At 65.2% G+C, this 25,260-nt stretch carries 33 protein-coding genes and 1 other RNA gene; 27 read left to right on the top strand and 7 right to left on the bottom strand.

Features of this window, described 5'->3' with window-relative positions; translation table 11 throughout:
- The first annotated feature begins 1 nt into the window (after position 1).
- Together F9K20_RS14950 and F9K20_RS14945 are read left to right on the top strand one after the other, a co-directional pair.
- On the top strand, positions 2 to 376 hold the full coding sequence (locus tag F9K20_RS14950) for a PadR family transcriptional regulator (protein ID WP_291003391.1): 375 nt from the start codon (positions 2 to 4) through the stop codon (positions 374 to 376).
- Positions 377 to 571: 195 nt separating this feature from the next.
- Positions 572 to 814, top strand: coding sequence for a hypothetical protein (locus F9K20_RS14945; protein WP_291003388.1), 243 nt, complete (start codon positions 572 to 574; stop codon positions 812 to 814).
- Between the two features lie 64 nt (positions 815 to 878).
- Here the strand turns inward: F9K20_RS14945 and F9K20_RS14940 are convergent, their stop codons facing one another.
- Together F9K20_RS14940 and gap are read right to left on the bottom strand one after the other, a co-directional pair.
- On the bottom strand, positions 879 to 1,583 hold the full coding sequence (locus F9K20_RS14940; RefSeq protein ID WP_291003385.1) for an NAD-dependent deacylase: 705 nt from the start codon (positions 1,581 to 1,583) through the stop codon (positions 879 to 881).
- Between the two features lie 55 nt (positions 1,584 to 1,638).
- Positions 1,639 to 2,649, bottom strand: coding sequence for a type I glyceraldehyde-3-phosphate dehydrogenase (gap, locus tag F9K20_RS14935; RefSeq protein WP_291003382.1), 1,011 nt, complete (start codon positions 2,647 to 2,649; stop codon positions 1,639 to 1,641).
- A gap of 292 nt (positions 2,650 to 2,941) precedes the next feature.
- On the opposite strand from gap, the gene F9K20_RS14930 reads away from it, so the two are divergent.
- The 6 genes from F9K20_RS14930 (at position 2,942) to F9K20_RS14905 (ending at position 5,939) form a co-directional block, all read left to right on the top strand.
- Positions 2,942 to 3,202, top strand: a complete 261-nt coding sequence (locus tag F9K20_RS14930) for a DUF4164 family protein (RefSeq protein ID WP_291003379.1) — start codon at positions 2,942 to 2,944, stop codon at positions 3,200 to 3,202.
- Positions 3,203 to 3,234: 32 nt separating this feature from the next.
- Positions 3,235 to 3,492 (top strand): cell division protein ZapA, encoded by a 258-nt coding sequence (locus tag F9K20_RS14925; RefSeq protein ID WP_291003376.1) that lies wholly within the window; start codon positions 3,235 to 3,237, stop codon positions 3,490 to 3,492.
- Between the two features lie 57 nt (positions 3,493 to 3,549).
- Positions 3,550 to 3,715, top strand: a non-coding RNA gene (gene ssrS / locus F9K20_RS14920) — 6S RNA.
- A gap of 5 nt (positions 3,716 to 3,720) precedes the next feature.
- Positions 3,721 to 4,302 carry a 5-formyltetrahydrofolate cyclo-ligase gene (locus F9K20_RS14915; RefSeq protein ID WP_291003373.1) on the top strand — a complete coding sequence of 194 codons (582 nt, stop codon included), beginning with the start codon at positions 3,721 to 3,723 and terminating at the stop codon, positions 4,300 to 4,302.
- Positions 4,303 to 5,127: a TIGR00282 family metallophosphoesterase gene (locus F9K20_RS14910; RefSeq protein ID WP_291003370.1), complete on the top strand. Its 825-nt coding sequence runs from the start codon at positions 4,303 to 4,305 to the stop codon at positions 5,125 to 5,127.
- Between the two features lie 62 nt (positions 5,128 to 5,189).
- Entirely contained in the window at positions 5,190 to 5,939 is a 750-nt protein-coding gene (locus F9K20_RS14905; RefSeq protein ID WP_291003368.1) for a YebC/PmpR family DNA-binding transcriptional regulator, read from the top strand.
- A 2-nt stretch (positions 5,940 to 5,941) separates the two neighbouring features.
- Here F9K20_RS14905 and F9K20_RS14900 read toward each other — a convergent pair whose 3' ends face one another.
- Complete coding sequence (locus tag F9K20_RS14900; protein WP_291003365.1) at positions 5,942 to 6,859, bottom strand: alpha/beta fold hydrolase; 918 nt, start codon at positions 6,857 to 6,859, stop codon at positions 5,942 to 5,944.
- Positions 6,860 to 7,195: 336 nt separating this feature from the next.
- Between F9K20_RS14900 and ruvC the strand changes: the two genes are divergently transcribed.
- The 4 genes from ruvC (at position 7,196) to F9K20_RS14880 (ending at position 9,379) form a co-directional block, all read left to right on the top strand.
- Complete coding sequence (ruvC, locus tag F9K20_RS14895) at positions 7,196 to 7,711, top strand: crossover junction endodeoxyribonuclease RuvC (RefSeq protein WP_291003362.1); 516 nt, start codon at positions 7,196 to 7,198, stop codon at positions 7,709 to 7,711.
- Positions 7,712 to 7,770: 59 nt separating this feature from the next.
- Positions 7,771 to 8,382: a Holliday junction branch migration protein RuvA gene (gene ruvA / locus F9K20_RS14890; RefSeq protein ID WP_291003358.1), complete on the top strand. Its 612-nt coding sequence runs from the start codon at positions 7,771 to 7,773 to the stop codon at positions 8,380 to 8,382.
- 26 nt (positions 8,383 to 8,408) lie between these two features.
- On the top strand, positions 8,409 to 8,819 hold the full coding sequence (locus F9K20_RS14885) for a hypothetical protein (RefSeq protein ID WP_291003355.1): 411 nt from the start codon (positions 8,409 to 8,411) through the stop codon (positions 8,817 to 8,819).
- Positions 8,820 to 8,902: 83 nt separating this feature from the next.
- Complete coding sequence (locus F9K20_RS14880; protein ID WP_291003352.1) at positions 8,903 to 9,379, top strand: DUF992 domain-containing protein; 477 nt, start codon at positions 8,903 to 8,905, stop codon at positions 9,377 to 9,379.
- Between the two features lie 30 nt (positions 9,380 to 9,409).
- Here the strand turns inward: F9K20_RS14880 and F9K20_RS14875 are convergent, their stop codons facing one another.
- Together F9K20_RS14875 and F9K20_RS14870 are read right to left on the bottom strand one after the other, a co-directional pair.
- Positions 9,410 to 10,666: a S41 family peptidase gene (locus tag F9K20_RS14875; protein ID WP_291003349.1), complete on the bottom strand. Its 1,257-nt coding sequence runs from the start codon at positions 10,664 to 10,666 to the stop codon at positions 9,410 to 9,412.
- A 170-nt stretch (positions 10,667 to 10,836) separates the two neighbouring features.
- Positions 10,837 to 11,229, bottom strand: a complete 393-nt coding sequence (locus tag F9K20_RS14870; protein WP_291003346.1) for a hypothetical protein — start codon at positions 11,227 to 11,229, stop codon at positions 10,837 to 10,839.
- Positions 11,230 to 11,400: 171 nt separating this feature from the next.
- Between F9K20_RS14870 and F9K20_RS14865 the strand changes: the two genes are divergently transcribed.
- The 6 genes from F9K20_RS14865 to F9K20_RS14840 all read left to right on the top strand — a co-directional run bounded on the left by F9K20_RS14865 (position 11,401) and on the right by F9K20_RS14840 (position 15,612).
- Positions 11,401 to 12,015 (top strand): TMEM175 family protein, encoded by a 615-nt coding sequence (locus F9K20_RS14865; protein WP_291003343.1) that lies wholly within the window; start codon positions 11,401 to 11,403, stop codon positions 12,013 to 12,015.
- Between the two features lie 48 nt (positions 12,016 to 12,063).
- Positions 12,064 to 13,143 carry a Holliday junction branch migration DNA helicase RuvB gene (gene ruvB, locus F9K20_RS14860; protein ID WP_291003340.1) on the top strand — a complete coding sequence of 360 codons (1,080 nt, stop codon included), beginning with the start codon at positions 12,064 to 12,066 and terminating at the stop codon, positions 13,141 to 13,143.
- A 107-nt stretch (positions 13,144 to 13,250) separates the two neighbouring features.
- On the top strand, positions 13,251 to 14,156 hold the full coding sequence (locus F9K20_RS14855; protein WP_291003440.1) for a metallophosphoesterase: 906 nt from the start codon (positions 13,251 to 13,253) through the stop codon (positions 14,154 to 14,156).
- A gap of 46 nt (positions 14,157 to 14,202) precedes the next feature.
- The gene (locus F9K20_RS14850; RefSeq protein WP_291003337.1) at positions 14,203 to 14,682 is read left to right on the top strand and encodes a YbgC/FadM family acyl-CoA thioesterase; all 480 of its coding nucleotides are present in this window, start codon (positions 14,203 to 14,205) and stop codon (positions 14,680 to 14,682) included.
- Between the two features lie 167 nt (positions 14,683 to 14,849).
- Positions 14,850 to 15,152, top strand: coding sequence for an HU family DNA-binding protein (locus F9K20_RS14845; protein ID WP_291003334.1), 303 nt, complete (start codon positions 14,850 to 14,852; stop codon positions 15,150 to 15,152).
- A gap of 175 nt (positions 15,153 to 15,327) precedes the next feature.
- Complete coding sequence (locus tag F9K20_RS14840) at positions 15,328 to 15,612, top strand: hypothetical protein (RefSeq protein WP_291003331.1); 285 nt, start codon at positions 15,328 to 15,330, stop codon at positions 15,610 to 15,612.
- Positions 15,613 to 15,816: 204 nt separating this feature from the next.
- Here F9K20_RS14840 and F9K20_RS14835 read toward each other — a convergent pair whose 3' ends face one another.
- A complete protein-coding gene (locus F9K20_RS14835; RefSeq protein WP_291003328.1) occupies positions 15,817 to 16,185 on the bottom strand; it encodes a hypothetical protein in 369 nt (122 codons plus the stop codon).
- A gap of 439 nt (positions 16,186 to 16,624) precedes the next feature.
- Positions 16,625 to 17,329 carry a hypothetical protein gene (locus F9K20_RS14830; protein ID WP_291003325.1) on the bottom strand — a complete coding sequence of 235 codons (705 nt, stop codon included), beginning with the start codon at positions 17,327 to 17,329 and terminating at the stop codon, positions 16,625 to 16,627.
- Between the two features lie 232 nt (positions 17,330 to 17,561).
- Here F9K20_RS14830 and F9K20_RS14825 point away from each other — a divergent pair, with 232 nt between their 5' ends.
- The 9 genes from F9K20_RS14825 (at position 17,562) to F9K20_RS14785 (ending at position 25,218) form a co-directional block, all read left to right on the top strand.
- Complete coding sequence (locus F9K20_RS14825) at positions 17,562 to 18,218, top strand: carbonic anhydrase (protein WP_291003322.1); 657 nt, start codon at positions 17,562 to 17,564, stop codon at positions 18,216 to 18,218.
- A gap of 283 nt (positions 18,219 to 18,501) precedes the next feature.
- Positions 18,502 to 19,218 (top strand): protein TolQ, encoded by a 717-nt coding sequence (gene tolQ / locus F9K20_RS14820; RefSeq protein ID WP_291003319.1) that lies wholly within the window; start codon positions 18,502 to 18,504, stop codon positions 19,216 to 19,218.
- A gap of 32 nt (positions 19,219 to 19,250) precedes the next feature.
- Positions 19,251 to 19,700, top strand: a complete 450-nt coding sequence (gene tolR, locus F9K20_RS14815) for a protein TolR (protein ID WP_291003316.1) — start codon at positions 19,251 to 19,253, stop codon at positions 19,698 to 19,700.
- A 165-nt stretch (positions 19,701 to 19,865) separates the two neighbouring features.
- A complete protein-coding gene (locus F9K20_RS14810) occupies positions 19,866 to 20,882 on the top strand; it encodes a protein TolA (RefSeq protein WP_291003313.1) in 1,017 nt (338 codons plus the stop codon).
- Between the two features lie 239 nt (positions 20,883 to 21,121).
- Positions 21,122 to 22,396 carry a Tol-Pal system beta propeller repeat protein TolB gene (gene tolB, locus F9K20_RS14805; RefSeq protein ID WP_291003437.1) on the top strand — a complete coding sequence of 425 codons (1,275 nt, stop codon included), beginning with the start codon at positions 21,122 to 21,124 and terminating at the stop codon, positions 22,394 to 22,396.
- A 273-nt stretch (positions 22,397 to 22,669) separates the two neighbouring features.
- Positions 22,670 to 22,804 (top strand): hypothetical protein, encoded by a 135-nt coding sequence (locus F9K20_RS14800; protein WP_291003310.1) that lies wholly within the window; start codon positions 22,670 to 22,672, stop codon positions 22,802 to 22,804.
- A 206-nt stretch (positions 22,805 to 23,010) separates the two neighbouring features.
- Positions 23,011 to 23,136, top strand: coding sequence for a hypothetical protein (locus F9K20_RS14795; RefSeq protein WP_267873852.1), 126 nt, complete (start codon positions 23,011 to 23,013; stop codon positions 23,134 to 23,136).
- A gap of 351 nt (positions 23,137 to 23,487) precedes the next feature.
- Complete coding sequence (gene pal / locus F9K20_RS14790) at positions 23,488 to 23,997, top strand: peptidoglycan-associated lipoprotein Pal (protein ID WP_291003303.1); 510 nt, start codon at positions 23,488 to 23,490, stop codon at positions 23,995 to 23,997.
- A gap of 219 nt (positions 23,998 to 24,216) precedes the next feature.
- Positions 24,217 to 25,218 carry an OmpA family protein gene (locus F9K20_RS14785; RefSeq protein ID WP_291003300.1) on the top strand — a complete coding sequence of 334 codons (1,002 nt, stop codon included), beginning with the start codon at positions 24,217 to 24,219 and terminating at the stop codon, positions 25,216 to 25,218.
- The last annotated feature ends 42 nt before the right edge of the window (positions 25,219 to 25,260 follow it).

Raw genomic sequence — 25,260 nt, 5'->3', positions numbered from 1 at the left:
CATGGCAACCACACGATGGTTCGGCGTGGAATTGCCGATGTTTCGACAATTGCACGAAAACCTCCTTCCACCATTTCAGCTCGAGGCGTTGTGTACCATTAATCGACTAGGGAGCGACGCGTTTGGTGCGCAAATCCGTCGCGATCTCTCCCATCGGTTGAGTAGGGATGTGGCGATCGGACAGGTTTTTGCGTGCTTGGCCACTCTCGAAAAAAATGGGCTGATTGAAGGGATTGAGGAGTCACCGAGTTCAAGGGCATCGCGTAAGAAAAGGGTGTACAGGCTTACCGCATGTGGGTTGGAGGCAGTACGGCGTTCTGCTGCTGCAGCAATCGCCTTCAACAATCCCGCTGCTTTGAAGGCTGCCAAAGCATGACTGCCTGACGGGACCATGAAAGGGGACGGAATGTTGAAGCAATTAGCTCTGTCGCGATAACACGCGCGACGGAGCTTTCGCCGAGACCGCTAACCAGTCGGGGCATTCGTATGAGTGCATTTTCGCGATCTCTCGGTCTCGGCACCCACCGGCTGGTAGGAGAGACGTCATCGCCTAAAACCTACGGGGGGCGTTATGACGACCAAACCATCCACCACGCGGCCTCCGGCCTTTGCTTGGTGGATCATGAAGGTAGCGGCTCCGGCTTGCTACCGCGGCGAGTGGCTTGAAGCGTTTCTTGAAGACTATTCCAACAAGTATCAAGCTGAAGGCATGCGTGCGGCACATTGGTGGGCGTATTCGCAGGCTATTCGCTCGGTGTGGCACATTGGGCTACTGCACTTCGGCATGATCTTGGTTGCGCGCTTAATTGGCTGACGAGTAAGCAGCCCTGCAAGAGGTCTCCGCCATGGCGCTAGCCGTGTGTTGTGGCGGAGATTTTTCATCTGCTGAGCAGACGGTTGATGTAAGCGGGGACGATCTGCGTCGCTGGTCCATGCAGCGTCTCATCGAAGAGGTGCGCGCTCTCCGAAGGCTCGAGGTTCAGCTCCACCGTATGGGCGCCGGCTTCGCGCGTCGTGGCGACGAAGCCGGCTGCCGGATAGACGTTGCCGCTGGTGCCGATCGAGATGAAGAGGTGGGCGCTGGTCAGCACCTCGTAAATGCGCTCCATCTCGTAGGGCATCTCGCCGAACCACACGACATCGGGGCGCATACCCCCCTTGTGGCTGCAGGCGGGACACGGCGTCTCCACGCTGAGATCGTCGGTCCATGCCTGCCGCTCGCCGCACAGTGCGCACAGCGCCTTCAAGAGCTCGCCGTGCATGTGGATGAGGTTGCGCGAGCCCGCCGCCTCGTGCAGCGCGTCGATGTTCTGCGTGACGATGGTGACGCTGCCAGCGTGCTCGCGCTCCAGCCGCGCCAGCGCGAGATGCGCCGCGTTGGGCTTCACCCCCGCGTGCGCGCGCCGGCGGCTGTTGTAAAAGTCGTGCACGAGCTGCGGATTGGCGCGGAAGCCTTCCGGCGTGGCCACGTCCCGGTAGTCGTACTTTGCCCAGATACCGTTCTTGTCGCGGAACGTCGAAAGACCGGACTCGGCGGAGAGCCCGGCCCCTGTCAGGACGACGACGTTGGAGAAGCGCGCCATCGTCGCAGCGATAGCTTGAGCCCCGCCCGTAGGCAACGGGCGGGGCGCGCAACGGCTAGAGCACCTTGCTCATGGCTACGGCAGTGTCGAGCATGCGATTGGAGAAGCCCCACTCGTTGTCGTACCAGGACAGGACGCGGGCGAGGCGCCCATCGACGATCTGCGTCTGCGTTGCATCGAAGTTCGACGAATAGGCCGAGTGGTTGAAGTCGATGGAGACGAGCTCGTCGGTGACGTAGCTGAGCACGCCCTTCAATTGTTGCGCGGCGGCATGCGCCATCGCCTTGTTGATCTCGTCCACGGTGGTCTCGCGTCCGGGGATGAACTTCAAGTCGACGACGGAGACGTTGGGCGTAGGGACGCGGATCGCCGTGCCATCGAGCTTTCCTTTCAGCTCGGGCAGCACCAGACCTACCGCCGCCGCAGCACCCGTCGAGGTCGGAATCATTGATAGCGCCGCCGCACGCGCGCGCCGCATGTCCTTGTGCGCCTGGTCGAGGATACGCTGATCGTTGGTGTAGGCGTGGATCGTGGTCATGTAGCCCGACTTGATGCCGACGAGATCATTCAAGACCTTGGCTACCGGGGCGAGGCAGTTGGTGGTGCACGAGGCGTTCGACACGACCTTATGGTCGCCCGACAGCTTCTCGTGATTGACGCCGTAGACGACAGTGATGTCGGCGCCCTTCGACGGCGCCGAGACGAGCACCCGCTTGGCGCCGGCGGAAAGATGCACCTGCGCCTTCTCCTTGTCGGTGAAGATGCCGGTGCATTCCATGACGATGTCGATGCCGAGGTCCTTCCACGGCAGCTTGGAGGGGTCCTTCTCGGCCAGCACCTTGATCGGTCTTCCGAGCCCGACGTCGATGGAATCGCCGGAGACTTTCACCTCGCCCGGGAACGTGCCGTGCACGCTGTCGTACTTGAACAGGTGTGCGTTGTCCTTGGCCGGGACGAGGTCGTTGATAGCGACGAACTCGAGGTCGGTGCGTTTGGCCTCGGCGGCGGCGCGCAGCACGTTTCTCCCGATGCGCCCAAAACCCGAGATCGCAACCTTCACAGTCATCGGTATCGCCTCCTTGGCGTGTTCTTCTATCTAAACATGCGCCGTGCGCATGCCCAAAGGCGCGGCCATTAACTGGACGCGGGCCAGCAGTGTCAATGCGGCATGCCAGGGCGCCCCATGCGCGGCCGGCGGCATGGGTCGAAAGTGTATGACAGCAGATTTCTGTTGGATGCGCGGCGCTTCCCGCCCTGCCTTGTTGACGCCTTCGAACAGCGACACATAAGGTCATGACAACGGGAAGGCAGCCGTGGATCGCCAGGGGGCAGCTGGGCGTATCTCGGAGGGACCCTAAATGGCTGAGCGGGTGACGCGAAAAGGCAAGCGGCAGGCTGCACCGCCGCGCCCGAAGGGCAGGCATGGTGCGCCCGCGGAAGCGAAACTCGATGCAGGTGCGCGCCTCGAGGCGCTGGAGCGGGAGCGCGACCAGTTGAAGGCGCAGCTTGCCGATGCCCAAGCCTTGATCGCCAAGCTCGAGCAGGCCCGGGACGAGGCCGTCAACCGCATTGATTGGACCATAGACTCGCTGCATAACGTGCTCGAAAGCGACGCCTGAGCAACTCGAAGGGCGAGAAAGCAGGGGCGGCTATGGGTGAGGTCGCGATCACTGTCAACGGGCGCTCCTACCGCTTCGAATGCGGGGACGGCGAGGAGGCGCGCCTCAAGGAGCTCGCAGCCTACGTCAAAAGCCGCATGGACGGACTTAGCCGCGAGCACGGCAATATCGGCGAGGAACGGCTACTGCTGATGACGGCGCTGTTGATCGCCGATGACCTGTGGGACGCCACCAGCGGCGATAGCCGGTGCGATACTCCTGCCGACGCCGACACCAAGTTGCGCGCCTAGTGCTCGTGCATAGGCCGTGGAGACGGCTGGTAAATTAGTCGTCGCTCGTCTACATTCGATTTGCTGCGGGGTGCGTTAGAAGCACATATGTTCCCCGGGGCCTATAAGATCCGCATGGGAGCTGTCCCTGGCCGAGACCGTGGTCTTGGACACACGGCGCCCACCTACTTCTCGTAGGGACCAGCGCGGGATCATCCGCTTCGACGGCCACCGCGGCATTTGATTTTCATGCAGGCGCGCGAGGAAAAACGGGCAGAAAGAACCCGGGCGCTCGCGCGCCGCGCGGCGGCCTACGCGGCGCACGGGGCGGCCGCCGGCGCACGTCTCGCCGAGCACGGGTTGACGTTCCTGGAGCTGGAGCCCGGCGCTGCCATCTCCGGCTTTTCCGCCATTCGCGACGAGATCGACCCGGCGGCGCTGCTCGGGCGCCTGCATAGCGAGGGCCATCGCCTCTGCCTGCCGGTCATGCAAGGCAAAGGGCTGCCGCTGATGTTCCGTGCCTGGAGCCCCGGCGACGAGATGGGCAGAGTGCAGTGGGGCATCGCCGAGCCGCTGGCCGACAAGCCCGTGCTTGAGCCCGACGTGGTGCTGGTGCCTCTGCTCGCCTTCGACGCGCACGGCTTTCGTCTCGGCTACGGCGGCGGCTTTTATGATCGCACGCTGGCGCGGCTGCGGGCCATTAAGCCTGTGGTAGCCGTCGGGATCGCCTACGACGAGCTGAAGGTCGACGCCGTGCCGCATCAGAGCTATGACCAGCCCCTCGATTGGGTGCTGACGCCGTCAGGCCCGCTACGCTGCTGTGGACCCTGAATGCGTCTTTTGTTTCTCGGCGATATCGTTGGCCGTACCGGCCGCAAGGCTGTGGTCGACGCACTTCCCGGCCTGCGCCGCCGCTACGCCCTCGACTTCGTCATCATCAACGGTGAGAACTCCGCCGGTGGCTTCGGCATCACCGAGGCGATTCTCGAGGAGCTGATAGAGGCCGGCGCCGACGCCATCACGCTCGGCAATCACGCCTTCGACCAGAAGGAGGCGCTGGTGTTCATCGAGCGCTATCCGCAGCTCGTCCGCCCGATCAACTACCCGCAGGGCACGCCGGGGCGCGGCGCCTCGCTGCTCAAGACGGGGGGCGGTGCCGACGTGCTGGTGATCAACGCCATGGGCCGCATCTTCATGGGCGAGCTCGACGATCCCTTCCGTGCCGTCGATGCCGAGCTTACCGCCTGTCGCCTGAAACAGGGTGCCGACGCCATCGTCATCGACATGCACGCCGAGGCGACCAGCGAGAAGCAGGCGCTCGCCTACTTCGTCGACGGGCGTGCCAGCGCCGTCGTCGGCACGCACACGCACGTGCCGACCGCGGATGAGCGCGTGCTGCCGAACGGCACGGCCTATATCTCCGACGCCGGCATGTGCGGCGATTACAATTCGGTGCTCGGCATGGATATCGAGGAGCCGATCAATCGCTTCATCACCAAGATCCCGCGCCAGCGCTTCGAGCCGGCGGGCGGCCCGGCGACCATATCGGGGCTGGCCATCGACATCGACGACAAGACGGGGCTGGCCAACGCTTGCGCGGCGCTGCGCGTCGGCCCCAACCTCGAGCCTGCCACCCCCACGTTTTGGGAGGCTTGACCTTTAGGGGGCGCCTCGCGCAATAAATTGCGCAAATCCAGACAGGTGCGAGCAGAGCAGCCATGGCCGGCCATTCAGCATTTAAGAACATCATGCATAAGAAGGGTCGCGCCGACGCGGCCCGCGCCAAGTTGTTCTCCAAGCTCGGGCGCGAGATCACGGTGGCGGCCAAGATGGGCATGCCGGATCCCGGCATGAACCCGCGCCTGCGCCTCGCCATCCAGGCGGCGCGGGCCGAGAACATGCCCAAGGACAACATCGAGCGCGCGATCAAGAAGGCGGCCGGCGGCGACGCCGAGACCTACGAGGCGATCCGCTATGAGGGCTATGGCCCCGGTGGGGTCGCCGTCATCGCCGAGGCGCTCACCGATAACCGCAACCGTACGGGCGGCGCGGTGCGCGCGGTATTCACCAAGTATGGCGGCAACCTCGGCGCCACCGGCTCGGTCTCGCACATGTTCGCCCACGTCGGCGAGATCACCTACCCGGCGAGCGCCGGCTCGGCCGACGCCGTGCTGGAAGCGGCGATCGAGGCCGGCGCCGACGACGTCGTCTCGGATGCCGACGGCCACGTCGTCACCTGCGCCTTCGACAGCCTCGGTACCGTCGCCGGCGCGCTCGAGGGCAAGCTCGGCGAGCCGCGCAGCGTCAAGGCGATCTGGAAGCCGAACCTGACGGCGCAGGTCGACGAGGAGAAGGCGGAGAGCATCATGAAGATGATCTCGGCGCTCGAGGACGACGACGACGTGCAGAACGTCTATGCCAACTTCGAGATCTCCGACGAGGTCCTGAAGAAGCTCACAGCTGCCTGACGCTAGACGAGCTCGCGCAGCTCGCGCTGGGCTCCTCGCACGTTGGCGCTACGGCGCGCGGGAGCGGGCCCCTCCTGGCGCTTCGACGCCAACTCGTGCATGACGGCGCGGAACACCGGCGGCGCGAACAAAACATTGCGGTGCCCCAGTCCCTCGAAGGCCATGAGCCGTGCCGAGGGCCGTGCGGCGGCGATATCCTCGGCGTTGCGGAACGTCACTTCCTCGTCCTCGCGCCCATGGATGATGAGCACCGGTGCATCGGTGGCGCGCAGCAGCTCGGCGGACGAGAAGGTCGCCACGGGCCGATGCCCTACGCGCTCGAGATGGTGCTCGTAGGCGCGCTGCGCGGCCGGGCCCAGCTTGAGCGCGCGGCCGAAGTTGCGCGAAACCTCCGACAGCTTGTTAGGGCAGGCGATGAGCACGAAGCGCCCGATCGGGTGCGCGTGATCCATCGGCGGGCCCCCCTCGGCGACGAGCAGCGAGACGAAGCCGCCGAACGAGTGCGCGACGGCGGCGTCGATGGGTCCGAAGTGATCACACACGGCGAGCATGGCGCGCGCGCAGTCGGCGAGGTTGGTGCGCCGGCCGGGGCTGAGCCCGTGCGCGGGGAAATCGAAGGCGACGACGCGCAGGCCGGAGCGGCGCAGCGGCTCCATGAATGCGGTCATGAACGCGGCCTCGCTCGTCCAGCCGTGCACCAGCACGACGGTGCCGCGCGCTTGCCCTTCCGGTTCGAAGAGGTAGGCCTGCACATCGCCGGCAGGGGTCGGCACCATCTGCCAGCGCGCATGCCGCAGGTGAAAGCGGGCGCGCGCAGTAAGCTGGTCGTGGTCGGAGGTGCGGTGCTGCGACAGTTCCGGCGTGCAGAAGACGCGGAAGGCGACGTCGCCGGCGAGGGCGGGCGGCAGCTTATCGAGCATGGTTGCCGCCCGTGGGTGCGGGCAGCGCAGCGCCAATGAGCGCTTCTCGTGTCGATTTCGTATCACGGCGTACACGCTTCGATGCGGGCGGCTGGTAATCTCCGGACAAGACTTCCGGTGCGCCGCGCCGACGGCTATCAGCGACGAATATTTCAAAACCATAAATGTCCCGTGAAGTTACGCCCTCGGATTTCCTTGATCAACGCCCCTGTGCCGCTTCGGTTGCCTGCGGCAGCGCGTCTCGGGATCGGCGAAAAATGCTGAACGCGCCGAAACTTCAGGCGCGATACCGGCCGGGCACGCCGGCGAATCACCTTCGTGCTATGCGTGCGGTTCATGGGGGCAGCGGTCACACGCATCATCGGCATTGACCCGGGTCTGCGGCGCACCGGCTGGGGCGTCGTCGACAGCGACGGCGTGCGCATCAGCTACGTGGCGAGCGGGCTCATCACGGCGCCGGCCGATGCCGAGCTCGCCTATCGGCTGCGCGAGTTGTTCGAGGGTATCGCCAGCGTCATTGCCAGCTTCAAGCCGCAGGAGGCTGCGGTGGAGGAGACGTTCGTCAACGACAATGCACGCTCGACGCTGAAACTCGGGCAGGCGCGCGGCATGGCCCTGCTGGCGCCGGCCATGGGCGGCCTCATCGTCGCCGAGTACCCGCCCAACCTGATCAAAAAATCGGTGACCGGCGCCGGTCACGCGGAGAAACGGCAGATCGAGGCCATGATCGGCTTCTTGTTGCCGAAAGCGCGCGTCAAGAGCGCCGACGAGGCCGACGCGTTGGCGATCGCCATCTGTCATGCCAATCATCGCCAGGCGCGCGTGAAGTTGGCGGTAGGCAGTAGGCAGTAGGCAGTCGATCGTTCTTTCATCGCTGCCAACTGCCTCTTGCCCACTGCCCTGGAGGAACAATGATCGGCAAGCTCAAAGGCAAGGTCGACGCGATAGGCGAAAGCTTCCTGATCGTCGACGTCAATGGCGTCGGCTACGAGGTGCAGGCCTCGGCACGCACGCTGCGCAACCTGAAGCTCGGCGACGAGGTCGCGCTCACCATCGACACGCACGTGCGCGAGGACGCCATTCGCCTGTTCGGCTTCGCCAGCGAGGTGGAGCGCTCATGGTTCCGCACGCTGCAGAATGTGCAGGGGGTCGGCTCCAAGGTGGCGCTGGGCCTGCTCGGCACGCTCTCCCCGCAGGACCTCGCCAATGCCATCGCGCTCGGCGATTGGGCAAGTGTCGAGCAGGCGCCGGGCATCGGCAAGAAGCTGGCACAGCGCATCGTCGCCGAGTTGAAGGACAAGGCGCCGGCGTTGACGGTGGCCGGCCTGCACCTGCCCAGTGGGGGTGCTTCGGGTGCGCCGGCACCGGGCAACGCCGCTGCCGAGGCCATGTCGGCGCTGTCCAACCTCGGCTATCAGCCGGGGCAGGCCTCCGCCGCAATTGCCGCGGCAATCAAGGATCTGGGCGAAGGCGCCGATACCGCTAAGCTGATCCGGCGCGGCCTCAAGGAGCTGGCGCGCTAGCACCCGAAGCTGTCGTGAGCGATCGAATGGTTACCAACAGTCAACGCGCCCTGTGGACGTTCCTCATCTATGCGCTCGCCGGGCCATTCTTCGCCGCGCTGGCACTGGTCACCGTTATTGTGCTCGCCTCCCTGTTCGGGCTGTCCGGACTGTTACCCGTCGAGGTGCCGGCGCTGGGTGAGGCTGGGCTTGCTGCCTTCGTCTGGTCGGCGGTGCCGGCGCTCATCACCGCACTGATCCTGGCTGCCGTGGTATGGCGTACAGGCGGCCTCAGCTGGATCGCAGCCGCCGCCGTCGCCATCATCGCCTTCGCGGGCGCCGGCATGCTGCTGCCGCTCGGCCTGCACGAGGCGCGCCCCTACCTTGCGTTCCTCGCCGGGCTGGTGTCGATCGCCGTGCGCCAGGTGCTGATCCAAGCCGATATTATCGGCGGGTGAACCTGGCGCGGCGCAACCAAAGCGCAACCAAATCTCGCTCCTGAGCGTTTCCTGCACCTGGAGGCGGAAAAGGGAGAGCACCCATGCGCTGCGCCATCGCGAGCATGTTCTGCGCGCTGGCTATTCCCGCCGGGGCGGCGATGCAGACCGACATCGGCGTCCTCACCTGCACGCTTGCCGAGCACAGCCAGAAAGACACCAATCCCGACAGCCAGACGCTCGCCATGCACTGCTCGTTCAAGCCCAAGGGCACCGGGCCGGAGGAGACCTACGTGGGAGAGATCAAGAAGGTCGGCTCGCAGACGGAGCTCAACGGCAAGCTGGTGCTGATCTGGGCCGTGATGGGCCCATCCGACCGTAAGCTGAAGCCGGCTGTGTTGCAGCAGACGTTCGTCGGTGAAGTCGCTGGCGACCCGCTGGGCAAGGCTCAGCCGCCGAAGATGCTGGTCGGCGAGCGCGACAAGGCCTACGGACTGCAGCCTGTCACCGACAACGGGAATGAGCCCGCCAGCCGCAGCGTCACCCTCGTCGAGCTGCGCATAAAATCAACGCCGAGCTAGTCGTGCGCTCCGACTATACACCGTAGAGGACTAAGCGCCGTCGGCGAGAATGGAAATCGCTCTATCGAGCTGCGGGTCCTTGCCGGCGGCGTAGGGCACGTCGAACGGCACCTCGATAGAGGGAGCGACGCCCTTGCCTTCGATGCGCTCGCCATCGACCGCGGCATCCTCGACAGCAAGAATCAGCAGGCTGCCGTCCGACAAAAGGTATGCCGTGCCGGCGAGCAGCGCGCCGGCCGTGCGCTCGCCGATGACCTGGCCGAAGCCGTTCTTCTTGAAGCCGTAGGCGAGCACCTCCTTTCCGCTACGCGTGCCGCCGTTGATCAGCATGGCAACCGGCTTACCCCAGCGGTAGCCGACGAGATTGGTGGTGCCGTTGCGGCCGGTGAGCGCCAGCGTCGGGCCGTACGGGTTGAACACGTTCAGATAGCGCGGGTGCGCGCCGCCCCATCCGTCGCGCAGGTCCCAGATCACCGCGTCGGCGTCTTTGAGCTCACCCTCGCTCAGGACCTCCTCGAGCTCTCGCTGATAGTCGTTGCCGGCGTACGACCATACGCGGATGTAGCCGATCCGCTTGCCGTTCGCCTCGATGATGCGCGCGCTGTCGCGCAGCGCCGCCTCGAATGTCTCACCGGGCTCGATCCATCGAGGTTCAACGGTCACGCTCTTCAACTCGCCGTTCGCCTCGCGGCGCACTTGCAGCGTCACCTTCTCCCCGGCCTTGCCGCGGAACGAGCCGATGGGCGCGAACGGTGCGCCGCCCGCAGCCACAATCTCATCGCCAACCAGCAATCCGGCGCGCGCTGCCGGCATGTCGGGAAAGACGGCGGTGACGAACGTCTTGCCGTCGATGACCTTGGTGAACATGCCGATACCGGCGTAGCGCACCTTCTCGCCCGCAAAGTGCTTCGGGATATCGCGGCGGAGCGGATAGGAGAAGATGTCGATGAGCTCGTAATAGGCGGTCTCGTCCTTGGTGTAGTGGTGCGTGTGCGAGGCATCGAGCTCGGCGAGCAGCGCGTTGATCGCCGCCGAGCGCTGCGCGTCGGTGTCGGCGGTGGCGTACGCCGCGCGATGCTTGTTGCCCATGGCCTCCCAGTCGAGGCCCTTCAGCTTCGGGTCGTAGAACTTGTCGCGCACGAGGCGCCACACCTCCTCGTAGACGGCCGTCGTCTCGTCAGGCTTGCGCTCGTAGGCCCGCGCCTCGACGAGGAGCGTCGGCAACACCTGGCTGCCGGCCACCGCGACGGCCAAAGCACTGGAGCGAACGAAGGCGGGCGCACGCATGTCTTTTCCTCACGCTGACACTAGTGTGATGATCGAGAAATTCGCTCCCGGTCCCAGCAGCGAGCTCTGGCGAACTTCCGAATCGGGACACTAGATGCCTGCCATGTAGGCACGGAAATCGACGATGCGAGGACGATAGCGCCGCGCACGGCGGTGTGGCGCCTTACAAATCAGCAATCTTTGAACATCGAGGTCACGCACAGCCACGTGTCGTGCACGTTGCGCCGCGCGGTCTCCAAGGCGCCGACCTCATAGGTGGATTCGTCACTGCCGCTCAGCGCCCGCTGGTAGTCGGCTACGGTGACGGTGCGCTCGAGACCTTCACACGCGCCCCCTTCGGGAACTTGGGTGAGGTGGCACTTTTGATGCTCGCCCTGCTTCGCCAGCACCTTCGCGCAAATCTCCCGCTCGAGGTCGCCGCCGAGGCTGTACTTCTGCGACGGCTGCTCGACGCTGCAGCGATAGGTTGCGGCGGGCTGCTCGCAGGCGAGGCAGAGCTCGCCAGCCTTGGCGGGAAGCGCTGTGATGGCGCAGAGGAAGGCGAGAACGATGGCTCGATGCATGCTGCTACTCTTGAACTGGTGCTTTTCCCCTCGAGCCCCGCTGCAGTTGACGCTAGCCTCATCGCATAAGCCTGTGAAGTGGCAAGGTTTTGACGTACATCATTGCGGCGCTGCAACATCGCGTGATCGGACGTCTTGACGCTCATCGCGAAGCAGCTCACCCAGAGCCCTATGAGCGTCGCGAACCAAATCGGCCGCACCTTCAAGTCGGAGCGGCTCATTGCCTTCACCGACGCGGTCATGGCGGTGGCCATCACGCTGCTGGTGCTCGACCTCAAGCTCCCCGAGGGCCTCAGTGAGGCCCAGCTCCCGTCGGCGCTTTCGGGGCTGTGGCACTCGTTCTGGTGCTATGCCCTCAGCTTCGTCGTCATCGGCCTGTTGTGGATGGCCCACAACACGCAGTTCACCCACATCCGGCGCGTCGACGGTGCTTTGCTGTGGCTCAATCTTTTCTTCCTCATGACGGTAGCGCTCATCCCGTTCGTCACCAGCGTGCTGAGCGACAGCGGCGGTGTGCTGCCAACGGCTCTCTACGCGGGCGTGCTGATGACGAGCAGCCTCTGCATGACGGCCATGTGGTGGCATGCGAGCCGCGACGAGGAACTGATGCCCTGCGACGTGCCAGCGAGCACGCGGCGCGTCGGGCTCATCAATCCCTTGCTCGTCTCCGCTGTGTTCGCAGCTTCCATCGGCGTCGCCTACCTCGCCGGCTCTGCCGCCGGGCAGTGGACGTGGCTGCTGGCCGCCGTGGCAGGCTCCATTGCCGATCGCTTATCCCGCCCCTGATTGCGCCGTCACCTTGACGCCGGTGGCAAAGCAGGTCAGGAACAAACCATGACCGATCGGCTTGTCACCGGCGCCAAGCGCGACACTGACGCCACGGAGGCTTCGCTGCGTCCCCAGGCGCTCGCCGAGTTCATCGGTCAGGAGCAGGCGCGCGCCAACCTTGGCGTCTTCATCCAGGCCGCCCGCGACCGTGGCGAGGCGCTCGACCATGTGTTGTTCGCCGGCCCTCCCGGTCTCGGCAAGACGACGCTGGCACAGATCATGGCCAAGGAGCTGGGCGTCGGGTTCCGCGCCACCTCCGGCCCGGTCATCGCCAAGGCCGGCGACCTCGCCGCGCTGCTGACCAACCTCGAAGACCGCGACGTCCTGTTCATCGACGAGATCCATCGCTTGAGCCCGGCGGTGGAGGAGATCCTCTATCCGGCGCTCGAGGATTTCCAGCTCGATCTCATCATCGGCGAGGGGCCCGCTGCGCGCTCGGTGCGGATCGATCTCGCCAAATTCACCTTGGTCGGTGCCACGACCCGTCTCGGTCTGTTGACGACACCGTTGCGCGATCGCTTCGGCATCCCCATCCGCCTCAACTTCTACAGCGTCGAGGAGCTCGAGCGCGTCGTGACGCGCGGCGCGCGCGTCCTCGGGGCGCCCATCGGCGGTGACGGTGCGCACGAGATCGCCCGTCGAGCCCGCGGCACCCCGCGCATTGCCGGGCGCCTGCTGCGCCGCGTGCGCGATTTTGGGGCTGTCGCTTGCGCGCCAATCATCGATGCGGCTCTGGCCGACAAGGCCCTCACGGCGCTGGAGGTCGACGGGGAGGGCCTCGATGCGCTCGACCGCCGCTATCTGTCCTGCATCGCCAAGGCGCACGATGGCGGCCCGGTCGGCATCGAGACCATCGCCGCCGCGCTGTCGGAGCCGCGCGACGCACTGGAGGAGATCGTCGAGCCGTATCTCTTGCAGCAGGGATTCATCAGCCGCACCCCGCGCGGGCGCATCACCACACTCAAGGCCTACAAGCACCTGGGCATGTCGGGGCCGCAGCGAACGTCGAGCCCGCAGGGCCCCCTGTTCGATGTGCTGGATGTGGACACTGGCGAGGATGGGGAAGGTCAAGTTGGGACAGGCTGAGGCGGCGGCGGGCGAGCCGCTTTGCCGCACATGACGTCAACTTCTGGCACATCTCTTGCGTCAAAATGGCATTGCACCGTTTCCCGCATCGCTTCTTCGGCCACCCAGTGATCACCCGCAGACAACTCTTTCAGGGCCTCGGCGCCGCCAGCGCCGCAAGCATCGGCTTCGGCGGCTATGCACTGGCCGAGCCGTTCGAAACCACCGTGACGCGATATCGGCTGGCGCCGCCCCGCTGGCCCGTCGGCCTTGCGCTCAAGCTGGCAGTGATCGCCGATCTGCACGCCTGCAAGCCGTGGATGAGCGTCGAGCGCATCGAGGGCATTGTCGCCCAGGTCAACGCACTGGGCGCCGACTGCGTGCTGCTGCTCGGCGACTACGTGGCCGGCCGTGGCATTGCGCGCTATTCCGAGCCCGTAGCACACAGGGATTGGGCGGGAGCACTCGGTGGCCTCAGGGCGCCGCTCGGCGTGCACGCCGTGCTCGGCAACCACGATTGGTGGGAGGAGGATGCCGTGCAGGAGCGCGGTTGCGGTCCGACCAAAGCCGGCATCGCGCTCGAGAATGCGGGCATCACTGTCCACGAGAACACGTGCGTGCGGCTCATCAAGGATGGCAGGCCGTTTTGGCTGGCAGGCCTCGGCGATCAATGGGCGTTCTTCAAAAAGCGGTGGAAGGGGCGGCCGCTCTATGACGGCATCGACGATCTCGGCGCCACGCTGGCGCTTGCCAGCGACGATGCACCGGTGGTGCTGATGGCGCATGAGCCGGATATCTTCGCGCAGGTGCCCGAGCGCGTCGCACTCACCGTCGCCGGCCATACTCACGGCGGGCAGGTGCGGCTCATGGGCTACGCGCCGGTCGTGCCCTCGAAGTTCGGCGCCCGCTACGTCTACGGTCATGTCGTCGAAGAAGAGCGCAACCTCATCGTCTCCGGCGGCCTCGGCTGCAGCGGCATACCGGTGCGCTTCGGCTCGCCGCCGGAGATCGTAATGATCGAGCTCGGCGTATGACGTACGCAAGCGTGACAACGCCGCCGTTATCGGCTCTCCTCCCTCCATGACCGGCGCGACCGACCGTGAAAGCAACTGGCCCGATCTTGCCGGGCGCCTCATCGAGGTAGAAGGCGGCCGCGGTCACGTTCTGCCTGTGCGCGTGTATTTCGAGGACACCGACTTTTCGGGGCTCGTTTATCACGCCAGCTACGTGCGCTGGTGCGAGCGCGGGCGCTCCGACTTCCTGCGTCTGCTCGGCGGCGATCACCGCCGTCTCATCGACGGCTCGGGCGGTACCGAGCCTGCCGCCTTTGTCGTGCGGCGCATGACGTTCGATTTTCTGAGGCCGGCGCGCATCGACGAGCTGCTCGAGGTGACCACGCGCGTGAAGGCCGTCGGTGCCGCGAGTCTCACCCTCCTGCAAACCATTGCGCGCGAGGGGACGGCGCTGGTCGAGGCCGAGGTTACCGTGGTGCTAATCTCCGTCTCGGGCAAGCCGTTGCGCATCTCGAGCGCGCTGCGCGAGGCGTTCGGCGGGCCCTGAGGGTGGCCGACCGGCCGCGCGTGGGCCCGTCACTCCTGTGCACCGATGCGCAAAAAACGCTTGATTTTGGCCCTTATCCCGCATATTCGCCCTCGGCCGACGGCACATTGTGCGTGCATCTCGTGTAATATCCCTCCGGCTGAACGATTCTCTCAAGGAAACAACCGATGGCTGAAAAACCCGCTCCGAAGATCAACACCATCACGCTCCGTCAGATCGGAGCTGCCCTTTCGGAAGCGCATGATATCCCGAAGAAGCAGGCCGCCGCAGTGCTCGAGGATCTGGTGACCATGATCACCAAGCACCTGAAGAAGGGTGACAAGATCCGTATCGGCGGTCTCGGCGTGCTGCAGGTTCGTAAGCGCCCGGCGCGCATGGGCCGCAACCCGGCAACGGGCGAGGCGATCAAGATCAAGGCGTCGAAGAAGGTTGCCTTCCGCGCCGCCAAGGAGCTGAAGGAAGCCGTCTGATCGACCTCTAGCGATCGCGCTTCCACTCTTCGCGATTTGCTGCGCGCCAGTGCAACTGCATTGGCGCGCAGTTTTTTCATGCGCCGCATGCCGCGGGCGCACCAAAGTGTTGCCATCAGCACGCCTTAGACTCCGAATCGGCTACCTTTGAGGACCAGCATTCGAGGGAGGTGACATGTCTGAGAAGACAATCCTCGTCGTACCGGGCAAGAAGCTCACCGTGCCGCGCGTGTTGAAACGCAGCCTGCAAATCGCCGCGGCGGTGGCGCTGACGGCGGGGGTCGCACTCGCCATTCTGATCGGCAACGGTCTGCTCGTGCCGCGCGGTCGCCTGCTGCAGGGCTGGGACACGTGGGTCGCCTTCATCAACCGCACGGATATCCTCGCCACCATGGTGCTGACGGCGCTGGTGACGGTGTGGTTCGTCTATTGGCAGCGCGACCACGAGCGCGGGAAATAGCGCCTTCGCTTGCGCGGCAGGACGTCCGGGATTCATCCCCGGTGCCGCTGTGCGCAGTATTGGCAGTGGCTGCGCGGGGAACGGAATTCGGGCGGCGAAAAGAAAATGCCGCAGCGGGCGACGGATCGATCGACGTCTCGAAATACAAGGGAGGACACGGCGCCTGCCGCGTCCTCCGCTTGTCAGCAGGAACTGCGGTACCGCTTAGCGGCAGCAGCAGCGCTTGCGATAGTACTTCGTCGCGGCGACGGTGCGGTAAGCGCGCACGCGCTCCCAGGTCACCTTGCGGACGACCGACACGGTCGGCTGCTGGACGGCGACGCGGCGATAGAACTTACGGCAGCCGCAGCGGTCACGGTACAGCTTCTTCACCCACACGGTGCGATAGCTGCGGACGCGCTCGTACGAAACCCTACGCACCAGCTTGGTGGTCGGCTGGCGGTAGTAGACTTTCTTTGCGACCGTGCAGCAGCCGCCGCGGTCAAACCAGTGCGCTTCCGCAGAGGTCGTCACAGCCATGCTCGTACCGGCCATCACGCCCGCGGCAACCAGAACTCCAAGAAGCCCACGCATCGAAAAACTCCCAAATTCACCCACGCATGATTTTCCAATGTTCGGCTTTCGGTAATAAACCGAATACGCCAAACGGCACGCGAAATGAATAACATGCACCCGCTGTAAAAATCGGTTAGCCGGAAAAACAAAGAGAATGCATTTCCGGTTATGGTTAATGAAGGGCATCGACGGCGTCGTTCGGCGTGCCAAAACGACAAGAAATACGCAAAATAACCGTTTGTTTCCAGAGTGATGGCCGCAGCGACCCTGCAACTATTCATTTCGGGCCAAAAGCTAATAAACCGAACGCCGAAAATTATAACGATTAGAAGCGCAATGCTGCGATGGGGGTAAATAGAAAACAAGAATAGACCGCGCCATTTTCTGGCAGCGGGCAACCAGGCGTTAGCTCGTGGGCGTGTCGGGATGGCCGCGCGATGTACTTGCGCCGCGAGGCCTAGCGGCAGCGCTCGTTGCGCTCGGCGTCCTTCTTGATGACATGGCCGATGGGATCGGTCGATCCCGTGGTCACGTCGAGCGGGTCGGTGCAGCGCCAAGCCGACAGCACCTTCGGCTGGCCGAGCGCGGCGTTCTTGCGCACCGGCAGCTCCGGCGCCGCAGCGGTGATCGTCGCCGGCACATTCGGCAGGATCCTGGCTGGCACCGGCTTGGGTGCGATGGGCGGCATCTCCGCCTGTGCCTTGGCAAAGCAGCGGTCGAGGTTGGCGCAGCGCCGCTTGGCGGAGGGGTGGGTGTCCGTCTCGGGTGCACCTTCGAAGCTGTCGCACACTTGCGCCAGGCCTTTGCGGTCGAGCCAGCCGTCGCGCACGCCGTGATTGACCGCGTAGCAGTCTGCATCGAGCTCGCTATCGCCGACCGAAATGTGCCCGCACTCGTGGTTGAACACGAACAGCCGTACCGTCGGCGGCTGCTGGTTCAGCATGTTCGGATTGAGGATGAGGGTGGTGTCGCCGGCGCCGCCTTCGCTCGGCAGCTCGCGGTCGATGAGGATGTCGGCCTTGCCGCAAGAGACCTTGCGCCCGGCCAGCGTGACGCTGCGGCCGACCCACTCCTCGGCATGCGCGGGGGAAAGGGCGAAATGAGACGCGGCGAGGCTCAAGCAAGCCGCCGGCAGCAGTAGCAGGATACGCAACTTGACCATCGACCAGGCTCGCTCGGCCCCCCGGCTCCCCATGGCAGCCGGGAATTAAGTGGCTGATTTAGCCCGAATTAGGACGCCGAACCGGCGCGCCCCGTCAGCCCGCGGAAACTGTAAGCGCAAGGCTGCCAAGAAAGTATGGATGCCTCGAGCGGTGAAGCCTTCGTGGCATCGACAACTGCGTGCCCGCTCACCATGATGCGGTAAGGGGAGCCCGCGACGGGAAGGGGGATGCGTGACCACTCAGAAGGACGCCAGGGGTATAGACCTGGACATCAAGGACGCGATGGAGGGGCACGAGCGCTTCCGCCAGCAGTTCGAGCGCGACCGGGCCTTCTACCGGAGCCTGGCCACCAAGCAGCAAAAGCCGCGCCTGCTATGGATCGGCTGCGCCGACAGCCGCGTCGTACCGGCGACGATCACCAACGCCGATCCGGGCGAGCTTTTCGAGGTGCGCAACATCGCCAACGTCGTGCCGCCGGCCGATGCCGCCGACGATGCCGTCGGGGCCGCGATCGAATACGGCGTCGGCCACCTCGGCATCGACGATATCGTCGTGTGCGGGCATACCGGCTGCGGCGGCATTGCGGCCCTGCTCGAGCCGATCCTGCCTGGCAGCGAGGCGCACCTCGGCCGCTGGGTCGAGTTCACCAAGCCGGCGCATCAGCTGATCGCTGCCGCGCGCGTGCCGGGGGCGGAGCGGTTGACGGCCACCATCAAGGCGCACGTGCAGTTCCAGCTCGACAACCTGATGACCTACCCCATTGTGCGCGAAGGCGTGGGCGCCGGCCGGCTCAACGTGCACGGTTGGATCTACGACATGGATGAGGGCACGCTCTCGGCCTACGATCCCCAGTCGGGCGGCTGGCGTGGCCTGCTCGAGATGGCGTGAGCGACGTGCACGCGCGCCGATGCAGCTGCCGAGCGGACCGCGGTTTTCGTGGCGACAGCCCGGTCTCGCTTTGCGGCGTGCTGTAAAATCCGCGCCGTGAGCCTGAGTCGCGGGCCGCGGCGCCCCCGTTTGGTCATATTGCGAGGCAACATGCCCTCTTGGGGATGTGGGCGAAGCACGTCACACTCGGGCTTCGGTTGCGCGCGGCCGGCGGGTCCGGTCGTACGGCGCCTCCATCGCGACCGCCCGCGTTCCCGGCTCAGCCCACGTCACGGATAACCAAATGAACCCCACCGATCTCGCCCAGGAAGCCATCGGTCCCGCGACGGTGGGCGGCTTCTCCTTCCTCGAGCTGTTTCTGCAGGCCCACATCGTGGTGCAGCTCGTGATGGCGGGGCTGCTCATCGCCTCGATCTGGTCATGGGCGATCGTCGTCGAGAAATTTTTCGCCTTCCGCCGTGCGCGCGTCGAGTCCGACCGCTTCGAGCACATGTTCTGGTCCGGCCAGTCGCTCGACGAGCTCTATACGGCGCTGTCGCGCACCAAACCGATCACCATGGCGGCGCTGTTCGTAGCCGCCATGCGCGAATGGAAGCGCTCCGTCGAAGGCAACATCCGTGCGCTGGGCGGCATTCAGTTGCGCGTCGAGAAGGTGATGGACGTCACCATCAGCCGCGAGATGGAGCGCCTCGACCGTCGCCTTCTGTTCCTCGCCACCGTCGGCGCGACGGCGCCGTTCGTCGGGCTGTTCGGCACGGTGTGGGGCATCATGACGAGCTTCCAGGCCATCGCCGTGTCGAAGAACACCAACCTCGCGGTTGTCGCGCCCGGCATCGCCGAAGCGCTGTTCGCGACCGCGCTCGGCCTTCTCGCCGCCATTCCGGCGGTGATTTTCTACAATAAGTTCTCCGCCGACAGCGCCCAGATCAGCCATCGGCTGGAGGCGTTCGCTGACGAGTTTGCCGCCATCGTTTCGCGGCAGATCGACGTCAGAACCTAAGGGAGCCCGCCAACAAGCGGGGAAGGGCAACCATGGGCGCAAGCATCAGGGCAACGCCACAGGCGGCAGGACGGCGCCGACGCTCGCGTCGGCATGCGCCGATGAGCGAGATCAACGTCACGCCCATGGTCGACGTGATGCTCGTGCTGCTCATCATCTTCATGGTCGCTGCGCCGTTGCTGCAAGTGGGTGTGCCGATCGAGCTGCCGCAGGCGAAAGGCAAGCAGCTCGAGTCGAACAAGGAGCCGCTCGCCATTAGCGTCAAAGCCGACGGCAGCGTCTTCATCGGCGAGACAGCCGTCACACTCGATGAGATCGCGCCGAAGCTGAAGGCCATCGCCAAGAACGGCTACGACGAGCAGATCTTCGTGCGCGGCGACAAGGGCGTCGCCTACGGCACGGTGATGCGCGTCATGGGGCGCATCAGCGCCGGCGGCTTCCGCAAGGTGTCCCTGGTCACGGAAGTGGAGGATGGAGGCTAGTGCGATGATCGCGAAATTCGCCATCATCATCTGCGAGGTAGCGAGCGAATTTCGCGATCTGAATCGCACTAGCAGACACATGCTTCTAGCGTCCCTTATGATGCCGAAGTTCGCTCTCGGCCCCTGCAGCGAGCTCAGGCGTACTTCGGCATCGGGACGCTAAGCGTGTTCCGCGGGCTCCTCACCTCGTTCGTCGGCCATGCCCTGTTGTTGGCCTACGCGCTGATCTCGATCCAGCACGCGCCTCCTGACCTGCCCTCCGTCATCCCGATCGAGGCGACCATCATCACGCCGTCCGAGCTGACGCGCCTGAAGCGTGGCGATCCGACCGCGAAGGAGCTCGAGGCAAAGGCGAAGGAGGAGCCGCCAGAGGAGGTCTCCAAGAAGGAGGCGGAGAAGCCGAAGCCCATTACCGCGCCACCGCCGGCTGCCGAGCCGCCGCCGCCCGAGCCCGAGAAGGCTGAGCCGCAGAAGGATCCGATTGCGGAAAAGCTCGCGGCGGCGCCGCCCGAGCCGACGCCGGAGCCTGGCCCGACGCCCGACGAGAAGAAGAAGCTCGAGGAGAAGCTCGAGCAGGAGCGAAAGGCCGAGGAGGAGAAGAAGAAGGCCGAGGAAAAGAAGAAAGCGGAAGAAAAGAAGAAAGCCGAGGAGAAGAAGAGGGCCGAGGAGAGGAAGAAGAAACTGGCCGAGGCAAAGCGCAAGCAGGAGGCGAAAAAGAAGTTCGACGCCGACAAGATCGCCGCGCTCATCGACAAGTCGCCCGACAAGCGCGGGGCGCCACAATCCTCGACGCCGCCGACCAAGCCGACTGACTATACCGGCCCCACGGTCGGCGAGCGGCAGGGCAATGACACCGTCCTATCGGCGCGCGAGCAGGACCTGCTGCTGTCGATGATCAACCGGCAGTTGGAGCCTTGCGCGCGCCTGCCGGGCGGCGGCGGTGGTCCCGATACGCCGATCGTCAATGTGCGCTTCCGCCTTAACCAGGACGGCTCGCTCGACGGCGAGCCGGTGGTCGTCGATCGGCAGAACACGCCGCTCTATGCCATCGCTGCCGACGCGTCGGTGCGTGCCATCAAGCAGTGCGCGCCGTTTCAACTGCCGCCCGACATGTACCAGGCCTGGAGCACGGTCACCTGGGCCTTCGACTGGCCCGTCATTCTTGGGTTGGTGCAGCGATAGGCGTGCGCCCCGCAACGATTCGATGCTAAGCAGCGCCCGGACGGGCAAAGGGTTCAAACGACATGCGAGACGAGAACGTACGGACGGCAGCGAGCGGGCGCGGGGTATTTGCCTGGCGACCTTTCCTGCTCTGCGCGCTGGCTTGGCTCGCGGCAGTGGCGCTGGTTGCGCCCGCGTCGGCGCAGCGTCCCGACGACAGCTACAAGGGGCCATCGCCGGGCGGCGGTCTCGATGCGCAGATGCGCCAGTTCGAAGCTCCGCCGCCGGCGGCCGGCGGTGGACTGCAGGGGCGCCAGACGCAGGGCACCATCGCACCCATACCCATCGCCATTCCCTACTTGCTCGGCCCCGATCCAAAGCTCGCCGCCGACATCGCCGACGTCGTGCAGAATGACCTTGGCGGGTCTGGATTGTTCGAGCCGCTCGATCGCGCCTCGTTCCTCGAACAGGTGCGCGACGTGAATGCCGCGCCACGCTTTCCCGACTGGCGCGCGATACGCGCCGACGCACTTGTCGTCGGCGACGTCGAGCGCGGGGCGGACGGCCGCATCGTTGCGCAATTCCGCCTGTGGGACGTGACGACCGGACGACAGCTCGCCGGCCAGCGATTCGCCACCAGCGCGCAGAACTGGCGCCGCGTCGGGCACATCATCGCCGATCAGGTATACCGTCAGCTCACCGGTGAGTCGGGCTACTTCGACACGCGCGTGGTGTTCGTCGACGAGACCGGTCCCAAGGATCGCCGCGTCAAGCGCCTCGCCATCATGGATCAGGACGGCTTCAACGTGCGCCTGCTCTCAAAGGGCCAGGAGCTGGTGCTGACCCCGCGCTTCAGTCCGACCAATCAGGAGATCACCTTCATGTCGTACGCCGGCGACCAGCCGCGCGTGTTCCTCATGAACCTGGAGACGGGCCAGCGCGAGATCGTCGGCGATTTTCCGGGGATGACGTTCGCTCCGCGCTTCTCGCCGGACGGGCAGCGCGTCATCATGAGCCTGCAGTCGGAGGGCAACTCATCGATCTTCGAGATGGATTTGCGCTCGCGGCAACGGCGGCAACTGACACCTGGGAACGCCATCGACACAAGCCCGAGCTACTCGCCCGATGGACGCCAGATCGTCTTCGAGACCGATCGCGACGGCAGCCAGCAGATCTACGTGATGAACTCGGACGGCTCCAACCCACATCGCATTAGCCAGGGTGATGGGCGCTACTCGACGCCCGTCTGGTCGCCGCGCGGCGACTACATCGCCTTTACCAAGCAACTCGGCGGCCGCTTCCTCATCGGCGTCATGCGCCCGGACGGCTCGGGCGAGCGCGTGCTCACGGAGGGCTTCCACAACGAAGGCCCTACCTGGGCGCCCAACGGCCGGGTGCTGATGTTCTTCCGGGAATCGCAGGGGGAGAACGGAGGGGCGCGAATCTTTTCCGTCGATTTGACCGGCTACAACGAGCGAACGATCCGTACGCCATCTTTCGCCTCCGATCCGGCGTGGTCGCCGCTCCTGAATTGAGACAGCGCTTAACTTGAAATTAACGATCTTCAGCGCTCAATGGTGCACAAGCGCCTCGACGTCGGAGAGGCGAGTTTAGGGCGTAGATTCAGGCTTTTCCGACGAGGTGGGACGTACTAGTCGAGGTGTTGAGGACGGCGTGGAACGGCGTGGCATTTTCGCACCTACCGGCTTGGAAAACTGAGGGATAACTGCCTCTGTTCTTGATCAAGACGAGCCGCGCCAGTACCCCAATATATGGCTAGTGCCGATAAAGCATCAGGAGATGAGACCATGCAGGGTTTGAAGGGGCTGATCGTTTTGTCAGCAGTGGTTGCGGCCGTTGCGCTGAGCGCGTGCCGTCGTGAAGAGCCGGCGCCGCTGAAGCTGGGCGCTGATATGCCTGCCGCCACGCAGCCCGCTCGCTAAGAGCCGGCGGCAAGGCCAGGACAACATAGGAGAAAATGCTATGAAGAGTGCAATCGTGCTCGCCGTCGTCGTCGCTGCTGTTGCTCTGGGCGCTTGCCGTCGTGAAGAGCCTGCTCCGCTGAAGCTCGGCGCCGACATGACCACGGAAGTTGCTCGCTAAGCATTTTGCTTTTCGAGTTGGGACAACCTTTTAGGAGATGATGACGATGAAGGGGGCCATCCTTATCGCGGCTGTTGCCGCTGCTGTTGCTCTCGGCGCCTGCCGCCGCGAGGAGCCTGCTCCGTTGAAGCTCGGCGCCGATCTTCCGGTCGCCGCGCAGCCGGCTCGGTAATTCGCCGAAAGGTGTCACCTCCTTGGCGCCTGCCAGGGAGGCCGAATTTCAAGGCCGAGGTGGGCGCTTCAGAGCGCTCACCTCGGCCTTGATGCTTTTTTGAGCGTATCGCCGCCTGGCGCTGCCGCCGCCTGCTGCCATGGCGCAACACCGGGTCCATTGGTCGCCGCGCGTCGCCGCTGCCCACCGGTTATTGGTTCGATGTCGGTGCTTCCCGCGGCGAATCGGGGGAAGGTGCCGGCTTGCTCGGGGTGCCGGCCATATTTTCGTACAAGCGGTCGGATAACCGTGCCCGATCTGGAACTGTCGCCTCGCTTCGATGTTGAGTGGAGGGCGACGAAAGGGAATTTCATGGCCACGACAACCTGGTTCACCCGCGCAACGCGCCTTCTCGCCGTACTGCTCGTGGGTGCCCTGGCCGCCGCGTGTGCAAATGATGAGAACAAACCGGCGTCGTCGCTGACGGGCCGCGACGGGTCGGTGACGCCCGGTTCGCACCGCGACTTTTCCGTCAACGTCGGTGACATCGTCTACTTCACCACCGACAGCACCGACCTGACGCCGGAGGCTAACGCGATTCTGCAGAAGCAGGCGCAGTGGCTGCAGCAGTACCCGCAGTACACCATCACCATCGAGGGTCACGCCGACGAGCGCGGCACCCGCGAGTACAACATCGCGCTGGGTGCGCGCCGCGCCACGACGGTGCGCAACTTCCTGGCCCAGAACGGCATCAACGGCTCGCGTATCCGCACGATCTCCTACGGCAAGGAGCGTCCAGTAGCGGTCTGCAACGACATCTCCTGCTGGTCGCAGAATCGCCGCGCGCAGACGGTGCTCAACTCGCGCACGGCCGGCAACTGAGCGCGCTCTCGAGGTCGGCATTCTACTAAATTCAAATCCCGGGTAGCCCCCGGGATTTTTTGCGTTTCAGGACTTGCGAAAGCGGCGCCAGATGTATTCTGTGGCGCAGGCGCCGCACATCCACACCTGCGCGCGCATTTCCGCAACACGGCAAAGATTTGCCGCAAATCCTGGGCAATGATCGCTGGTATTTCAGCGGTTTGCTTGCGAGGATTTCTTATGTCGTGGCTTCAGCGCGGGTCGAGCATGCGTCTCGGCGCAGCCGCGCTTCGCTCGGACGCGGGACGTTGCACGCTCATCGTAACCTTTGCACTCATCGCTCTTGTTGCCGGCGATTGCCCGCGCGTCGCCAACGCCGAGCCGTCCGATGCCGGCCGCGCCGTCGGCAGCTACGATAGCGAGCAACGCGCCGAGGAGCTCTATCTGGACGGCGTCGAGAAGCTCGCGGCCGGCCATGCCGAGTTTGCTCGCGAGACGTTTCAATCCCTCATCGCCCGCTACCCGACGAGTGCTGCCGCAGCGCATGCGCGCCGCGAGCTTGCAGCTCTCGATCAAGACAGCGCCGCTCGCGGCTTCGCGGAAGGCGGTCCGCAGGCGCGCGCCGCCGCGCCGCCGGCAATGACCGGCTCCATCGCCGCGCCTGCGCTTTCCGATGCCCCCGCCCCGCTCGCGCTGCCCGCCACGCGCAGCCCGGCCTGGGATGTGGAGCTGCGGCGCAACGCTTCCATTCAGTCGAAGCTACGCCTCGAAGCCGGGGACCGCGTATTCTTCTCGCCTGGTAGCGCCGAGCTCGGCAGCCGCGCCCGCTCGGCACTCGCCGCGCAGGCGCAATGGCTGATGCGCTGGCACGAGTTCGAGGCCGCCATCGAAGGCCATGCCGATGAGCCGGGCACCGATCAGGAGAACGTTGCCCTTTCCGAGCAGCGCGCCGAGGCCGTGCGTCAGCGTCTCATCGATGAGGGTGTCGAGCCGTCCCGCCTCGCCGTGGTGCCGCTCGGCCGCTCGGTGCGCCTCGCAACGTGCGCCGATACCGATTGCCGCGCCCAAAACCGCCGCGTCGTGACGCTCGTCTTCGCCACTGGAACGCGCGACCGCCTCGGTCTTGTCGGTAGCGCTCCGCGCGCCGCAGCCCTCGCCCCGCCGGCGTCCGGCACCTTCGCGCCCGCCACGGCGATTGAAGGGCCCGCCGCCGCTGCCCGGCAGGTTGGGGTGGCGCGTTGACAACCCGTGCCGTAAGTGATGCCTAGGAAGCCACAGTGTCCT

Origin of the sequence: Hyphomicrobium sp. (assembly GCF_009026145.1) — a bacterium.
Classification (GTDB): Bacteria; Pseudomonadota; Alphaproteobacteria; order Rhizobiales; family Hyphomicrobiaceae; genus Hyphomicrobium_A.
The sequence above is the reverse complement of the archived record's forward strand: the minus strand, read 5'-3'. Positions and strand labels throughout refer to the sequence as shown.

Excerpts from the sequence above, each read along its gene's own strand:
- tolB (WP_291003437.1), top strand. The coding sequence starts at position 21,122 with ATGCGCCAGTTCGAAGCTCCGCCGCCGGCGGCCGGCGGTGGACTGCAG.
- F9K20_RS14940 (WP_291003385.1), bottom strand. The coding sequence starts at position 1,583 with ATGGCGCGCTTCTCCAACGTCGTCGTCCTGACAGGGGCCGGGCTCTCC.
- F9K20_RS14840 (WP_291003331.1), top strand. The coding sequence starts at position 15,328 with ATGTCTGAGAAGACAATCCTCGTCGTACCGGGCAAGAAGCTCACCGTG.
- ruvB (WP_291003340.1), top strand. The coding sequence starts at position 12,064 with ATGACCGATCGGCTTGTCACCGGCGCCAAGCGCGACACTGACGCCACG.
- tolQ (WP_291003319.1), top strand. The coding sequence starts at position 18,502 with ATGAACCCCACCGATCTCGCCCAGGAAGCCATCGGTCCCGCGACGGTG.
- F9K20_RS14950 (WP_291003391.1), top strand. The coding sequence starts at position 2 with ATGGCAACCACACGATGGTTCGGCGTGGAATTGCCGATGTTTCGACAA.
- F9K20_RS14930 (WP_291003379.1), top strand. The coding sequence starts at position 2,942 with ATGGCTGAGCGGGTGACGCGAAAAGGCAAGCGGCAGGCTGCACCGCCG.
- F9K20_RS14795 (WP_267873852.1), top strand. The coding sequence starts at position 23,011 with ATGAAGGGGGCCATCCTTATCGCGGCTGTTGCCGCTGCTGTTGCTCTC.
- ruvA (WP_291003358.1), top strand. The coding sequence starts at position 7,771 with ATGATCGGCAAGCTCAAAGGCAAGGTCGACGCGATAGGCGAAAGCTTC.
- F9K20_RS14910 (WP_291003370.1), top strand. The coding sequence starts at position 4,303 with ATGCGTCTTTTGTTTCTCGGCGATATCGTTGGCCGTACCGGCCGCAAG.
- F9K20_RS14785 (WP_291003300.1), top strand. The coding sequence starts at position 24,217 with ATGTCGTGGCTTCAGCGCGGGTCGAGCATGCGTCTCGGCGCAGCCGCG.
- pal (WP_291003303.1), top strand. The coding sequence starts at position 23,488 with ATGGCCACGACAACCTGGTTCACCCGCGCAACGCGCCTTCTCGCCGTA.
- F9K20_RS14800 (WP_291003310.1), top strand. The coding sequence starts at position 22,670 with ATGCAGGGTTTGAAGGGGCTGATCGTTTTGTCAGCAGTGGTTGCGGCC.
- ruvC (WP_291003362.1), top strand. The coding sequence starts at position 7,196 with ATGGGGGCAGCGGTCACACGCATCATCGGCATTGACCCGGGTCTGCGG.
- F9K20_RS14865 (WP_291003343.1), top strand. The coding sequence starts at position 11,401 with ATGAGCGTCGCGAACCAAATCGGCCGCACCTTCAAGTCGGAGCGGCTC.
- F9K20_RS14900 (WP_291003365.1), bottom strand. The coding sequence starts at position 6,859 with ATGCTCGATAAGCTGCCGCCCGCCCTCGCCGGCGACGTCGCCTTCCGC.
- F9K20_RS14915 (WP_291003373.1), top strand. The coding sequence starts at position 3,721 with ATGCAGGCGCGCGAGGAAAAACGGGCAGAAAGAACCCGGGCGCTCGCG.
- gap (WP_291003382.1), bottom strand. The coding sequence starts at position 2,649 with ATGACTGTGAAGGTTGCGATCTCGGGTTTTGGGCGCATCGGGAGAAAC.
- F9K20_RS14880 (WP_291003352.1), top strand. The coding sequence starts at position 8,903 with ATGCGCTGCGCCATCGCGAGCATGTTCTGCGCGCTGGCTATTCCCGCC.
- F9K20_RS14945 (WP_291003388.1), top strand. The coding sequence starts at position 572 with ATGACGACCAAACCATCCACCACGCGGCCTCCGGCCTTTGCTTGGTGG.
- F9K20_RS14925 (WP_291003376.1), top strand. The coding sequence starts at position 3,235 with ATGGGTGAGGTCGCGATCACTGTCAACGGGCGCTCCTACCGCTTCGAA.
- F9K20_RS14845 (WP_291003334.1), top strand. The coding sequence starts at position 14,850 with ATGGCTGAAAAACCCGCTCCGAAGATCAACACCATCACGCTCCGTCAG.
- F9K20_RS14835 (WP_291003328.1), bottom strand. The coding sequence starts at position 16,185 with ATGCGTGGGCTTCTTGGAGTTCTGGTTGCCGCGGGCGTGATGGCCGGT.
- F9K20_RS14870 (WP_291003346.1), bottom strand. The coding sequence starts at position 11,229 with ATGCATCGAGCCATCGTTCTCGCCTTCCTCTGCGCCATCACAGCGCTT.
- F9K20_RS14875 (WP_291003349.1), bottom strand. The coding sequence starts at position 10,666 with ATGCGTGCGCCCGCCTTCGTTCGCTCCAGTGCTTTGGCCGTCGCGGTG.
- F9K20_RS14885 (WP_291003355.1), top strand. The coding sequence starts at position 8,409 with ATGGTTACCAACAGTCAACGCGCCCTGTGGACGTTCCTCATCTATGCG.
- tolR (WP_291003316.1), top strand. The coding sequence starts at position 19,251 with ATGGGCGCAAGCATCAGGGCAACGCCACAGGCGGCAGGACGGCGCCGA.
- F9K20_RS14905 (WP_291003368.1), top strand. The coding sequence starts at position 5,190 with ATGGCCGGCCATTCAGCATTTAAGAACATCATGCATAAGAAGGGTCGC.
- F9K20_RS14850 (WP_291003337.1), top strand. The coding sequence starts at position 14,203 with ATGACCGGCGCGACCGACCGTGAAAGCAACTGGCCCGATCTTGCCGGG.
- F9K20_RS14830 (WP_291003325.1), bottom strand. The coding sequence starts at position 17,329 with ATGGTCAAGTTGCGTATCCTGCTACTGCTGCCGGCGGCTTGCTTGAGC.